At 61.4% G+C, this 13,964-nt stretch carries 9 protein-coding genes; 3 read left to right on the forward strand and 6 right to left on the reverse strand.

What is annotated here, in order from left to right; all coding sequences use genetic code 11:
• Nucleotides 1–34: 34 nt before the first annotated feature.
• The 4 genes from WHX55_RS08845 to WHX55_RS08860 all read right to left on the reverse strand — a co-directional run bounded on the left by WHX55_RS08845 (nucleotide 35) and on the right by WHX55_RS08860 (nucleotide 5,063).
• Nucleotides 35–1,702, reverse strand: a complete 1,668-nt coding sequence (locus WHX55_RS08845; protein ID WP_150724658.1) for a bifunctional protein-serine/threonine kinase/phosphatase — start codon at nucleotides 1,700–1,702, stop codon at nucleotides 35–37.
• A 7-nt stretch (nucleotides 1,703–1,709) separates the two neighbouring features.
• Entirely contained in the window at nucleotides 1,710–2,921 is a 1,212-nt protein-coding gene (locus WHX55_RS08850; protein WP_150724659.1) for a nitrate/nitrite transporter, read from the reverse strand.
• A gap of 339 nt (nucleotides 2,922–3,260) precedes the next feature.
• Nucleotides 3,261–3,836: an ANTAR domain-containing protein gene (locus tag WHX55_RS08855; RefSeq protein WP_008048624.1), complete on the reverse strand. Its 576-nt coding sequence runs from the start codon at nucleotides 3,834–3,836 to the stop codon at nucleotides 3,261–3,263.
• Nucleotides 3,837–3,851: 15 nt separating this feature from the next.
• On the reverse strand, nucleotides 3,852–5,063 hold the full coding sequence (locus WHX55_RS08860; RefSeq protein ID WP_150724661.1) for a CmpA/NrtA family ABC transporter substrate-binding protein: 1,212 nt from the start codon (nucleotides 5,061–5,063) through the stop codon (nucleotides 3,852–3,854).
• 227 nt (nucleotides 5,064–5,290) lie between these two features.
• Here WHX55_RS08860 and WHX55_RS08865 point away from each other — a divergent pair, with 227 nt between their 5' ends.
• Nucleotides 5,291–6,310, forward strand: a complete 1,020-nt coding sequence (locus WHX55_RS08865) for a quinone-dependent dihydroorotate dehydrogenase (protein ID WP_008048626.1) — start codon at nucleotides 5,291–5,293, stop codon at nucleotides 6,308–6,310.
• Nucleotides 6,311–6,557: 247 nt separating this feature from the next.
• Here WHX55_RS08865 and WHX55_RS08870 read toward each other — a convergent pair whose 3' ends face one another.
• Nucleotides 6,558–6,773 carry a ribosome modulation factor gene (locus WHX55_RS08870; protein WP_003223300.1) on the reverse strand — a complete coding sequence of 72 codons (216 nt, stop codon included), beginning with the start codon at nucleotides 6,771–6,773 and terminating at the stop codon, nucleotides 6,558–6,560.
• A gap of 530 nt (nucleotides 6,774–7,303) precedes the next feature.
• On the opposite strand from WHX55_RS08870, the gene rlmKL reads away from it, so the two are divergent.
• Both rlmKL and WHX55_RS08880 read left to right on the forward strand, forming a co-directional pair.
• Complete coding sequence (rlmKL, locus tag WHX55_RS08875; protein ID WP_150724662.1) at nucleotides 7,304–9,574, forward strand: bifunctional 23S rRNA (guanine(2069)-N(7))-methyltransferase RlmK/23S rRNA (guanine(2445)-N(2))-methyltransferase RlmL; 2,271 nt, start codon at nucleotides 7,304–7,306, stop codon at nucleotides 9,572–9,574.
• A gap of 199 nt (nucleotides 9,575–9,773) precedes the next feature.
• Nucleotides 9,774–12,173 (forward strand): diguanylate cyclase, encoded by a 2,400-nt coding sequence (locus WHX55_RS08880; protein WP_353742416.1) that lies wholly within the window; start codon nucleotides 9,774–9,776, stop codon nucleotides 12,171–12,173.
• Nucleotides 12,174–12,310: 137 nt separating this feature from the next.
• Here the strand turns inward: WHX55_RS08880 and dacB are convergent, their stop codons facing one another.
• The gene (dacB, locus tag WHX55_RS08885) at nucleotides 12,311–13,771 is read right to left on the reverse strand and encodes a D-alanyl-D-alanine carboxypeptidase/D-alanyl-D-alanine-endopeptidase (RefSeq protein ID WP_150724664.1); all 1,461 of its coding nucleotides are present in this window, start codon (nucleotides 13,769–13,771) and stop codon (nucleotides 12,311–12,313) included.
• Nucleotides 13,772–13,964: the final 193 nt, after the last annotated feature.

Here is a 13,964-nt window from a genome sequence, read left to right on the forward strand (position 1 = left end):
TGAGGGAATGCACCGATTCAAGGCGCGTTGCCCACTAATGGAGCGCAACCACCAGCAGCACCAGGTTCAGCAGCAACGATACCAGCGCCAATGTCCGCCAGACCTTCAGCGGCTCGCGCTCCAGCAAGGGCTTGGGGCGTACGCTCAAGCTGCGGCGTTCGCCCTGTTCCATCAGCAGCAGCCATTCTTCCGCCGTTTCGAAACGCTGGTCGGGGGCCGCCGCCACGGCGCGCTCCAGGCTATGGGCGATCCAGTCCGGCAGGTCGGGCCGGTAGCGGCTGGCGTTGACCGGGAGGCCAAACCTCGGGCGTTGGAACGCTTCGATTTCGCCATAGGGATAGTGCCCGGTGAGCAGGAAATACAGGGTTACACCGACGGCGTACAAGTCCTGCCGTGGCGTCGGTACATCGCCGCGAAAGGCTTCGGGCGCGATGTAACTGGGTGTGCCCGGCAGCGCCCAGGGCAGGTCTTGCGAGAGTCCGGGGCAGTAGGCCAGGCCGAAATCCAGCAGGCGCAACTCACCATCATCTCCCAGCAACAGGTTTTCCGGTTTGATATCGCGGTGCAGGATCTGCCGTCGATGCAAGAGGCCGACCGCTCGCAACAAGCGTTCGGCGATGTCTTGCCACTGGGGCAGCGGCAAGGGTCCGCTTTGTTCATGCCGTTGGGCCAGGGTAGCGCCCGAGTATTCACGCATCACGTAATACAAATGCTGACGCTGACTGGCTGGATGGACTTCAGGAAAGTGTCGACCGGCCACGCGTTTAAGAAACCATTCTTCCGACAGTAACGCTTGCCCGGCCTGGTGATCGTCGTGCAGGCGACCGGGCAGGGTTTTCAGCAGCCAGGGTTGTTGCTGACTGTCGCGAACGCGATAAAGCAGCGATTGCTGGCTCTGTGCGACGATTCCTTCGACCTGCCAGCCCTCGAACGCCTGACCTGGTTTCAGGGCTGGCGGCAGTGGCCATTGCTGTAAGTGCATCAGCGCATCGCCAATGCTCGCTTCGCCGAGGGCATCGACCCGTACCAGTAAGGCGCTGGCGTTGTCCTGGCTGCCCGCGAGGTGCGCGGCATTGACCAGGGTTTGCGCAGCGCTGTGCAAGTCCGGTTGATCGCGCAGGATCGCGGCAATCGCGGTATCGCCCAGGACGGCCCAGACGCCGTCGCTGAGCAGGACGAAGCTTTCATCGGGGCGCAACTCGCCGTCGAGAAAATCCAGCACCAGGTGTTGATCGAGCCCCAGCGCCCGCTTCAGCACATGCTGCATGCCCGGCTGGTCCCAGACGTGATCCTCGCTGATTCGCTGCAATTGGTCGGCGTGCCAGCGATACACCCGACAATCGCCGACATGAGCCAGGGTAAAACGCCGGCCGCGCAGGACCAGCGCACTGAGGGTGGTCAGCAGCGGTTGCCCGCCGCCATTGGCCTGCAACCAGCGGTTTTGCGCTAGCAGCAGACGATCGAGTGCCTGTGCGACGCTCCAGGTTTCCGGCGTGGCGTAGTAATCCAGCGCCAGGGCCTGCAGCGTCGAACGGGCAGCCAGACCGCCATCGACGCACTGGCTGACACCGTCGGCGATGGCGAACAGGTAACCCTTGCTTGCGGCCAGCGCCGGAGCCGGCGTGACCAGGCGCAGGGCGTCCTGGTTTTCCTCGCGAGGACCGATGGCGCTGGCTTCGGCGAAACTCAGTTGCAGGCTCATCGAGGCGTCAAACCCGCGCAGCCGTCACGGCGGCCGAACCCCAAGTGGTTCTCCAACGACGTTTCACGCCGTGCAGACCGAACCAGGCCAGAACGCCGAGGCTGGCGAACAACCACAGCGCCAGTTGATAGCTGCCGGTGCTTTGCTTGATCGCGCCCATGCCGGCCGCGAGGGCAAATCCGCCGATGCCGCCGGCCATGCCGATCAGGCCGGTCATCACGCCAATTTCCCGGCGAAACCGCTGGGGCACCAACTGGAACACCGCGCCATTGCCTGCACCCAAACCGAGCATGGTGCAGACAAAAAGCGCCAGTGCGGCGTAGGAACTCGGCAGGTTAAAGCCGACCACGGCAATGCAGGTCGCCGCGACGGTGTACATCGCCAACAGGGTCCGAATGCCGCCGAACCGGTCAGCCAGCGCGCCACCCAAGGGGCGCATCAGGCTGCCGCCGAACACGCAGGCAGCGGTGTAGTAGCCGGCAGTCACCGGGTTCAGGCCGTACTGGTCGTTGAAATAACCGGGCAGGGCGCTGGCAAGGCCGATGAAACCGCCGAACGTCACGCTGTAGAAGAACATGAACCACCAGCTGTCACGATCACCCAGGGCCTTGAAGTAGTCGGCCATGGATTTGGCTTTTGGCCGCTCGGGGGCATTGCGGGCCAGCCAGGCGAAGACGATCAGGGTCAGGATCAACGGAATCAGGGCAAAGCCGAACACGTTGCTCCAGCCAAACGCTGCCGCCAGCACCGGGGCAATCAATGCGGCGAGCACTGTGCCCGAGTTACCCGCACCGGCGATGCCCATGGCCTTGCCTTGATGCTGCGGTGGATACCACTGCGAGGCCAGGGGCAGGGCGACGGCGAACGAAGCGCCGGCCATGCCGAGGAACAGTCCCAGCAGCAACGCTTGCTCGTAGCTGTGGATCCCGAGTTTCCAGGCGCCGAACAGGGCGCAGATCACGATGACCTGGCCGATCAGGCCGGCGGTTTTGGGCGACAGGCGATCAGCCAGCATCCCCATCACGAAGCGCAACACCGCCCCGGCCAGAATCGGCGTGGCGACCACCAGACCCCGTTGCTGCGTCGTCAGGTGCAGGTCGGCGGCGATCTGTACCGCCAGAGGACCGAGCACGTACCAGACCATGAAGCTCAGGTCGAAATAGAGGAAGGCTGCGAACAATGTAGGTGTATGGCCGGATTTCCAGAAGCTTGAATTCATCGCGCACCTCAGCTGTGAAGAGTCTCGAAAGGAGTCATGAGCTTGCAGGTGGGGCGCCGTTACGGCCGCACCACCGGCCCCATGCTGTGGGGCCAAAACGAAAAAACGCCGCCACCCGATCCGCCAAGGGCAAATGAGGTGCGCGACGTCTTTGTCGTAGGTGGGGCAACCGCCGTTGGTTACCTGTATCGATTACATAGCGAGATTTGTGCCAACAACCGAAATCGAGTCGCTGCCATTCGCGAGCAAGCCCGCTCCCACAAGGGAATGGCGTCGAACACAAATCAACTGTGGGAGCGGGCTTGCTCGCGAATGCGATAGAACATTCACCACTGGGTTTCAGCCGAGCAACTCGCTCATGGCAATAATCTGCTCCGCCACTTGAATCAGCTTCTGCTGGCGGCTCATCGCCTGGCGGCGCATCAGTGTGTAGGCCTCTTCCTCGTTGCAGTCCTTCATTTTCATCAGCAGTCCCTTGGCCAGTTCGATGCGCTTGCGCTCGGCCAATTGCTGGTCGCGGGCATGCAACTGGGCACGCAAGGCCTGGTCGCTCTCGAAGCGTGCCATGGCCACGTCGAGAATCGGCTGCAGGCGTTGTGCGTGAATGCCTTCGACGATGTAGGCGCTGACCCCGGACTTGATCGCCTGTCGCATCACATCGGGGTCGTGTTCGTCCGTGAACATCACAATCGGTCGTGGCTGGTCGCGCGTCACCAGCACCACTTGTTCCATGACATCGCGGCCCGGTGACTCGGTATCGATCAGAATCACATCCGGACGCACCGTTTCGACGCGTTCTGGCAAGTCGATGGTCAGGCCGGATTCATCGATCACTTCGAATCCGGCCTCGGTCAGGGCGGCCTTCAGGCGTCCGACTTTCTTGGCGGTGTCGTTGATCAGCAGGATACGCAGCATGTTCGTGGTCTCCTGTCAGCGGCTGGCGGATCGGTGTGAGCTGTCGCTCATGGCGTGCAGTTTGAAACTGCGGGCATAACCGGCCGGGTCCGAGCCGTCCCAGATTTTGCCGTCGATCAATTGACTGCTGCGCATTTGCTCGGCTGATGAAGCGACGCCGACGGCACGGGCGGCTTCACGGTAGAGGTCCAGTTGCTGGACCTGCCGGGCCACCGCGAGATAGTCCGGATCATCGCGCAACAAGCCCCAGCGGCGGAACTGGGTCATGAACCACATGCCGTCGGACAGGTACGGCAGGTTGACCTCGCCATCCCCATGCAAGCGCAGCGCGTGCGGGTCTTGCCAGCGGTGACCAAGGCCGTCGGCGTATTCGCCCAGCAGGCGTGGTTCGATGCAGTCCAGTGGCGCGTCAAGGTACTGCGCGGCACTGAGCAATTGTGCGGTACTGCGGCGATTCTCGGTGCTTTCTTCGATGAAGCGGCTGGCTTCCAGAACCGCCATCACCAACACCCGGGCGGTATTGGGGTATTGCTCGACGAACGCACGGGTGCAGCCGAGGACCTTTTCCGGATGATCGGGCCAGATGGTCTGAGTCGTGGCCAGGGTGAAGCCGAGGTCCTGTTGCACGGCGCTGGCGGACCAGGGTTCGCCGACGCAGAACCCGTCGATACGCCCGGCTCGCAGGTGCGCGACCATCTGCGGCGGCGGTACCACCACGCTGTCGACATCCAGCAGCGGGTGTATGCCTTGGCTGGCGAGCCAGTAATACAGCCACATGGCGTGGGTGCCGGTGGGAAACGTCTGAGCGAAGGTGAGTTTTGAGCGAGTTTGGTGCACGTGCCGATCCAGTGCTTCAGGACTGGTCACTCCTAGTGTCTGCAAGCCGCGGGACAGGTTGATGCTCTGGCCGTTCTGATTCAGGCCCATCAACACAGCCATGTCGGTTGCGGCCACGCCACCGATGCCCAGGTGAACGGCATAAATCAGACCGTAGAGGCTGTGGGCGGCATCGAGTTCGCCGCTGACCAGTTTGTCCCGCAGGTTGGCCCATGACGATTGACGCTTGAGGTTCAGGGTCAGGCCGTGGGGTTGGGCGAAGCCCTGAGTGGCGGCGACTACCACCGAGGCGCAGTCGCTCAGGGCCATGAAGCCGAGATTGATTTCGGTTTTTTCCGGGGCATCGCTGCCATTGACCCAGGCCAGAGGGCCGGCTGACGGTTCATTCATCGCGTGTTCACCTTGCAAAAAAACGTCGTCCCGAGTTCTTGCATGAGCAGGCCGGGGACGACGCCATTGTCTTTGCACACATTCGGTCGTTGGCATGGGTGCTGGTGCCCAGAGTGGTGCAAGGCATATGCCATTATCCGTTGATTTGATCACGCGCCTCGCTTGCCACCCCGTTGCCCGGCTATAATCGCCGCCTCAATTCGCCGCCAATCGAGTCAAATCCGCCCATGTACACCCTGGCCCGTCAGCTGTTGTTCAAACTCTCCCCGGAAACCTCCCACGATCTGTCCCTGGACCTGATCGGCGCGGGCGGGCGTCTTGGGCTCAACGGCTTGCTGTGCAAGGCCCCGGCGAAGCTGCCGGTGAATGTCATGGGCCTGGACTTCCCCAATCCTGTGGGGCTGGCCGCCGGCCTGGACAAGAATGGCGCGGCCATCGATGGTTTCGCCCAACTGGGTTTCGGTTTTGTCGAAATCGGCACCATCACGCCGCGTCCGCAACCGGGCAACCCGAAGCCGCGCCTGTTCCGTTTGCCGGAAGCCGAGGCGATCATCAACCGCATGGGCTTCAACAACCTCGGCGTCGATCACCTGCTGGCCCGCGTGGCGGCGGCCAAGTACAAAGGCGTGCTGGGCATCAACATCGGCAAGAACTTCGATACGCCGGTCGAGCGTGCCGTGGACGACTACCTGATCTGCCTGGACAAGGTTTACGCCCACGCCAGCTATGTGACGGTCAACGTCAGCTCGCCGAACACGCCGGGCCTGCGCAGCCTGCAATTCGGTGACTCGCTCAAGCAGTTGCTGGCCGATCTGGCCGAGCGCCGCGCGGAACTGGCATTGCGTCATGGCAAGCATGTACCGCTGGCGATCAAGATCGCGCCGGACATGAGCGACGAAGAAACCGCACAAGTTGCGCAGGCGCTGATCGAAACCGGGATGGATGCGGTCATTGCGACTAACACCACCCTGAGCCGCGTAGGCGTCGAAGGTATGGAGCACGGCGAAGAAGCTGGTGGTCTGTCCGGCGCGCCGGTTCGCGACAAGAGCACCCACACGGTGCAAGTGCTGGCGTCGGAGCTGGGTGGTCGCCTGCCGATCATCGCTGCCGGCGGCATTACCGAAGGCAAGCACGCGGCGGAGAAAATCGCCGCAGGCGCGAGCCTGGTGCAGATCTATTCGGGCTTCATCTACAAAGGCCCGGCGCTGATTCGTGAGTCGGTAGACGCAATCGCAGCGCTACGCTGAACTCCTGTGGGAGCGAGCTTGCTCGCGATGGCAGCCTTTCAGTCAACATCATCGTTGAATGTTAAACCGCTATCGCGAGCAAGCTCGCTCCCACAGGTGTGTTTGCAACTCGAAGGTGAGTAATCTGCAGGCATAAAAAAGGGCTCCATGAAGGAGCCCCTGGGCCGTAGCCCGCCGTCCGGATGGGACGTGCGTGGTTAATTCAGTACAAAATCAGATTGTCGTGTCGGAGTGTTGTGCCCTGTAATTAGCCGACGGCGTGAAGTTCGTTGAGTCTGTGGATTCCCGCAGTGCCGGTCATACCGTCCCAGTTGTCGCCGCGTCCTTCTCGCCAGCCGTTAATCCAGGCTTGACGTACCGACGGTAGAGTAAATGGGCAAAGCTCACGGGATTTACCACCAACGCCATATTGATATCCGCGCAAAAATGCTCTTTCCAACGGATCACGCTTAAGTCTTCTCATAGGGTGTTGCCCTCACTTGTTGACTGTATTTATCGCGTCGACCTCTATTGAGGTCTGGCAGAAAAACTCTGCCGTTGGCGGCTCGTTGCCGGCGTGACGAGCCAAGGTGTTGGCGTCATTGCGGCGCCAACCTGTATTGAGTTCTAACCAATGCGTCACATCGAGGGAATGATCGTTTTGTCATAAGGACGTAACTATTCATGTGCTAAGGCCATAAGTAACAGCGTGTTTTTAGCGTATTTATTGGCCAAACCCCGGTATGATCGGCCCTGCGCTGGATGATGGGCTTAATCCTTTAGTGAGAATGGCTCCCGTTGCCGGGAAGCACTATTCGACGAAGGGTCGACTTATGACATTTTGTTGCATCAACTTTTTTTTCTGTCCTTGCATCTAAGCTCATTTAACCCGGGCAGCAGGGGTGGAACGGCACACCTTCGTGCCACGCGGGCGCTCTTCGAGAAAAGCGCCTGATTGAAAACCGGACCGGCAATGCGTTGCCCGGTCACTCAGCTAAAGGTTCTGGAATTCCCATGTCCGATCATTTCGAACTCTTCCTCACTTGCCCAAAAGGCCTTGAAGGCCTGCTCATCGAGGAAGCCGTCGGGCTTGGCCTTGAGGAAGCGCGCGAGCACACCTCTGCCGTGCGCGGCATGGCCACCATGGAAACCGCTTATCGCCTGTGCCTGTGGTCGCGCCTGGCCAACCGTGTGCTGCTGGTGCTCAAGCGTTTCCCGATGAAGGACGCCGAAGACCTGTACCACGGCGTGCTGGACATCGAGTGGCAAGACCACATGCTCAATGACGGCACCCTGGCCGTCGAATTCAGCGGCCATGGCTCGGGTATCGACAACACCCACTTCGGCGCACTGAAGGTCAAGGACGCCATCGTCGACAAACTGCGCACCCCGCAAGGCGACCGTCCGTCCATCGACAAGCTCAACCCGGACCTGCGCATTCACCTGCGCCTGGACCGCGGCGAAGCCATTCTTTCCCTGGACCTGTCGGGTCACAGCCTGCACCAGCGCGGCTATCGCCTGCAGCAAGGTGCGGCACCGCTGAAGGAAAACCTCGCGGCCGCCATCCTGATCCGTTCCGGCTGGCCACGTATCGCGGCCGAAGGCGGCGCACTGGCCGACCCGATGTGCGGTGTCGGCACCTTCCTGGTCGAAGCGGCGATGATTGCCGCCGACATCGCGCCGAACCTGCGTCGCGAGCAGTGGGGCTTCACCGCCTGGCTCGGTCACGTCCCGGCGTTGTGGAAAAAACTCCACGAAGAAGCTTCCGAGCGTGCTTCTGCCGGTCTGGCCAAAACACCATTGTGGATTCGCGGCTACGAAGCCGATCCACGGCTGATTCAACCGGGCCGCAACAACGTCGAGCGTGCCGGCCTGAGCGAGTGGATCAAGATCTACCAGGGCGAAGTTGCGACTTTCGAGCCGCGCCCGGACCAGAACCAGAAAGGCCTGGTGATCTGCAACCCTCCGTACGGCGAGCGTCTGGGTGATGAGGCGAGCCTGCTCTACCTCTACCAGAACCTCGGCGAGCGCCTGCGTCAGGCCTGCCTGAACTGGGAGGCGGCGGTGTTCACCGGTGCGCCGAACCTGGGCAAGCGCATGGGGATCCGCAGCCACAAGCAGTATTCGTTCTGGAACGGCGCCTTGCCGTGCAAGCTGTTGCTGATCAAGGTGCTGCCGGATCAGTTCGTCACCGGTGAGCGTCGTACTCCGGAACAGCGTCAGGCCGAGCGAGAGCAAGCGGCCTACGATGAAGCGCCGAGCGAGCCGCAAGAGCGCAAATACAACAAAAACGGCAATCCGATCAAACCGGTTCCAGCCCCGGCCCCGGTGATCGAGCAGCCGCGCCTGAGCGAAGGCGGGCAGATGTTTGCCAACCGTCTGCAAAAGAACCTCAAGACCCTGGGCAAGTGGGTCAAGCGTGAAGGCATCGACTGCTACCGCGTGTATGACGCCGACATGCCGGAATACTCCATGGCCATCGACCTGTATCACGATTGGGTCCACGTCCAGGAATACGCCGCGCCGAAATCGATCGATCCGGAAAAGGCCTCGGCGCGCATGTTCGATGCCCTGGCAGCCATCCCGCAGGCGTTGAACATCGACAAGAGCCGCGTGGTGGTAAAGCGCCGCGAGCGTCAGAGCGGCACCAAGCAGTACGAGCGCCAGGCAGCACAGGGCAAGTTCGTCGAGGTCAATGAAGGCGGGATCAAGCTGCTGGTGAATCTCACCGACTACCTCGACACCGGTCTGTTCCTCGACCATCGTCCGATGCGCATGCGTATCCAGAAAGAGGCGACCGGCAAACGCTTCCTCAATCTGTATTGCTACACCGCGACCGCCAGCGTGCATGCGGCCAAGGGCGGCGCGCGCAGCACCACCAGTGTCGATCTGTCGAAAACCTATCTGGACTGGGCGCGTCGCAACTTGTCGCTGAACGGTTTTTCCGACAAGAACCGTCTGGAGCAGGGCGATGTGATGGCGTGGCTCGAAGCCAGTCGTGACGAGTACGACCTGATCTTCATCGACCCGCCGACGTTCTCCAACTCCAAGCGCATGGAAGGTGTCTTCGATGTACAGCGCGACCAGGTGCAACTGATCGACCTGGCCATGGCACGACTGGCGCCCGGCGGCGTGTTGTACTTCTCCAACAACTTCCGCAAGTTCGAACTGGAAGCCAATCTCGGCGAGCGTTATGCGGTCGAGGAGATCACTGCCCAGACCATCGATCCGGATTTTTCCCGCAACGCCAAAATCCATCGTGCCTGGAAAATCATGGCTCGTTGACACCTGGATCTGTGTAGGAGCGAGCTCTGCTCGCGATGGTCGACAACGATAACGCGTGCTTTCTGAATGTACGCGGTGTTCTTGAGTCCATCGCGAGCGAGCTCGCTCCTACAGTGCTGGTCAAATTAGTGGCTAATAGCTATAACTCAGTTCATGGCCAAAGGGCTTCTCCGCACCTGGCGTTTTGAGTTTGCGTTTTATGTCGTTGCACGCCGTGCGCCCCAAGATCCTGGGAATTATCAGTGAAGATGTCTCGGCCTGGCTGGTCGCGTTGCTGGTATTGCTTGTCGGTGGAGTGCTCACCGGGTTGCTGGCGTGGTCGACGCTGAATCTGTTTCACCATCAATTGCGGCAACGTTTCCAACTGCTGGCCAGTGAACGTTACAGCCGTATCGAAGAGCGTTTCGAAGATCAGGAGCAGCGCCTCGATGGCCTGCGCCGGTTTTTCGCCAATTCCGATTCGGTTTCCCGAGCGGAATTCGACGGCTACACCCAACCTTTGCTGCTGCGAACCCAGGCTTATTCCTACGCCCAGCGGATCACCCGTGAAGAGCGGGCGACGTTCGAGCGTCGGGTGCGTGACGAAGGCTTGAGCAACTTCGCCCTGAGAGAGCTCAACGCCGACGGCCAATTGCACCCGGCCGGCGAGCGAGATGAGTACGTAGCGGTGCTGTATAGCCAGACTCAAAGCAAACTCGGCGCTCCCCTCGGTTACGACTTGCTGGCCCAGCCGCTGCGGCGTGCCACGCTCGATCGGGCCGATCAGCATGGCGGCATGGCGGTGTCGCAACCGATGCACCTGGTGAGTATCGAGCCGGCTTATGCGCGTGGTGTGCTGCTGGTCGCGCCGGTCATGCAGCGCAACAGTCAGGACCACAAAGCCGCGAAGCCCTACGGTTATGTCATGGCCGTGATCAGCATGCGCCAGTTGCTGGCGGACGGACTGCCGGACGCGAGCCGTGATTATCTCTCGGTGCGCATCCTCGATTTGTCGATCGACGACCAGCACGAAGTGCTGTTCGAGTCGCCCAACCCGCCGGCCATCAGCGAGCTGTCCGCCACTCGCCTGTTGCGCATGGCCGACCATGACTATCAAGTCGATATCCAGCCCAGCGACGCGTTCGTGCAGGCCAACCATTCCTCCGTGACCAGTGTGGTGGTGTTGGGTGGATTGCTCAGCGTGATGCTCAGTGCCTTGCTGTATGTGTTGGTCAGCCAGCGGCAGCGGGCGTTGAAACTGGTCGAGCAACGCACCCGGGAGCTGCGCGATCGAGAGCAGGAGCTGCGCGGCACCCATGGCCAGTTGCGTGGCGTGCTGAATGCCGCCACCCAGGTCGCGATCATCGCCACCGACCTGCGCGGCGTCATCAGCACCTTCAACGCCGGTGCCGAGCAGATGCTTGGCTATACCAGTGCCGAAGTGGTCGGTCATATGACCCTGGAGAACCTGCACCTGCCCCGGGAACTGGTCGCTCGCTCTACAGAGTTGAGCGGCCGCTTTGGCAAACCAGTGCCGACTTGCCAGGCGATGCTGGTCGAAGGCGACGTGGAGGGCGGCCACGAGGCGCGGGAGTGGACGCTGGTGCGCGGCGATGGCAGCCATTTGATGGTCAACATGCTCGCCACGCCGGTGCTCGACGAGCAAGGCCTTTGGGTCGGGCACCTGGCGGTGTGCATCGACATCACCGAACGCAAACGGGTCCATGAAGCGCTCGCGGCGCGGGACCTGTTGTTGAAGAAGCTCAGCGCCCACGTGCCCGGCGGCATCTACCAGTTCAAGATGGAATTCGACGGACGCTTCAGCGTGATCTATGCCAGCGACGGCATTCGCGATATCTACGAGCTGGAACCTGATGTGCTGCTGTTCAATGCCGAAGCGATCTTCACCCGGATTCACCCCCAGGACACCACCCGTGTCCGCGCCTCGATCCGCGCCTCGGCCGACACCCTCAGCCCCTGGCGCGAGGAATACCGCGTGCAATTGCCGCAACGGGGTCTGCGTTGGGTACGTGGCGAGGCCACGCCGGAGGAACTGCCGGGTGGCGGCGTGCTGTGGCATGGCTACATCTCGGACATTTCCGATATGAAGCGGGTGGAGGAGGAGTTGCGGGCGTTGTCGGTCACCGATTCGCTGACCGGTATCCACAACCGGCGTTATTTCCAGGAACGCCTGACCACCGAAATGGCCCGGGTGGAGCGCGGCGGTGGGGATCTGTCGGTGATCATGCTCGATATCGACCATTTCAAGCGCATCAATGACCTGCATGGCCATGCCATCGGTGATCGGGTGTTGCAGGCCGTGTGCCAACGGATCGGACACCGGCTGCGTCGCACCGATGTGTTCTGCCGCCTGGGCGGTGAGGAGTTCATGGTGCTGTGCCCGGATATCAGCGGCGAACATGCCTATATGTTGGCCCAGCAATTGTGGCAAGGCTTGCGCAGCTCACCCATTGAAGGTGTCGGTACGGTCACCGCCAGTTTCGGGATAGCCAGTTGGCGGGTCGGGGAGGGCGCCGATGCCTTGCTGTTGCGCGCGGATTCGGGGGTTTACGCGGCGAAGCAGGCGGGAAGGGATAGGGTTGAGGGGGAGATGAATTAGCCCAGAGTGCATGCGGTCCTGTGGGAGCGAGCCTGCTCGCGAAAGCGGAGTGTCAGTCACCATCAGTATTGACTGGGCTGACGCTATCGCGAGCAGGCTCGCTCCCACAAGGGATCTACAGTGTTCTTTAGATCCGGTTACAACACCGAAGCCGTCTGTGGCAGTTTCGGTTGGCGGTACAGGTCCAGCAGCACCTGATCAAGCACCGACGAGGCGCCGAACGGGGCCTTATCGTTGAGGATCGCCACCACCGCCCAGGTGTTGCCGTTGACGTCGCGACTGAAACCGGCAATCGCCCGCACGGTGTTCAGGGTGCCGGTCTTGACGTGGGCTTCACCGCGCATGGCAGTGGTCTTCAGGCGTTTGCGCATGGTGCCGTCGGTGCCGGCAATCGGCATCGAACTGATGTACTCGGCAGAATACGGGCTGTGCCAGGCCGCTTCGAGCATCGAGGCCATTTCCCGGGCGCTGACACGCTCGGAACGGGACAGGCCGGAGCCGTTCTCCATCACCAGGTGCGGTGCGGTGATGCCCTTTTTCGCCAGCCACTGACGCACGACACGCTGGGCGGCCTTGGCGTCGTCACCGTCGGCATCGGTACGGAAGCGTTGGCCGAGGCTCAGGAACAACTGCTGGGCCATGGTGTTGTTACTGTACTTGTTGATGTCGCGGATGATTTCCGCCAGGTCCGGCGAGAACGCCCGGGCCAGGACCTTGGCGTCTTTCGGTGTAGGCGCCAGCACATCCCTGCCCTGAATGCTGCCACCCAGTTCCTTCCAGATCGCGCGGACGGCGCCGGCGGTGTAGGTCGCGTGGTCGAGCAGCGACAGGTAAGTCTGTGAGCTGCAGCCTTCGCCCAGCTGACCGCCGACCGTCACGGTCATGCTGCCGTCGGCCTGTGCCACCGGGTTGTAGCGCACGCCACCGGTGCATTGTTTGGAATTGAGGGCCTTGACCTGGTTGTCGATGCGGATGCTCGCAATCGGCGGCTCCACCGAGACCAGCACCTTGCCCGAGTCATTGCGCGCGACGAAGCGTAGCGCCTTGAGGTTGACCAGCAGCGAGTCGGGCTTGACCAGGAACGGCTTGTTCTCGTCGTTGCCGTCGTCATTGAACTCCGGCAGTTGCGGTTGCACGAAGAAGGTTTTATCCAGCACCAGGTCGCCGGTGACCTGGGTCACGCCATTGGCGCGCAGATCGCGCATCAGCAGCCAGAGTTTTTCCATGTTCAGCTTCGGATCGCCGCCACCCTTGAGGTAGAGGTTGCCGTTGAGAATGCCTCCACTCAAGGTGCCGTCGGTGTAGAACTCGGTTTTCCACTGGTGGTTCGGGCCGAGCATTTCCAGCGCCGCGTAGGTGGTGACCAGTTTCATGGTCGACGCCGGGTTGACCGACACGTCGGCGTTGAACACCGTCGCGGTGCCGGGGCCGGTGAGCGGGATCATCACCAGCGACAGGGCGTTGTCCTGCAACTTGCTGGCTTTCAGGGCTTTTTCAACGTTGGGCGACAACGCGGTATTGATTGGAGCGGCGCAAACGGGAAGGGCCAGGGGGAGAAGAAAACCGGCCAACAGCAATGGACGCAAAGATTTGATCATCTGAAATAAAACCCTACAGCCGAGGGGAAAAAAGATGAGGGCATGGAGATAAATTCCCTCAATGGTCATGAAAGTGTCGGCATTATGCCCCAAGGTGTCGCGGCTTGGGCCGTGCGCGGGCATTCTGATCGGCTATTTTTTACCGACGGTAGGCGTGGTGGCCCAGAGAGTCAGGCAATCGGCGGCTTAAACT

The organism is Pseudomonas fluorescens, assembly GCF_040448305.1.
GTDB lineage: Bacteria > Pseudomonadota > Gammaproteobacteria > Pseudomonadales > Pseudomonadaceae > Aquipseudomonas > Aquipseudomonas fluorescens_BH.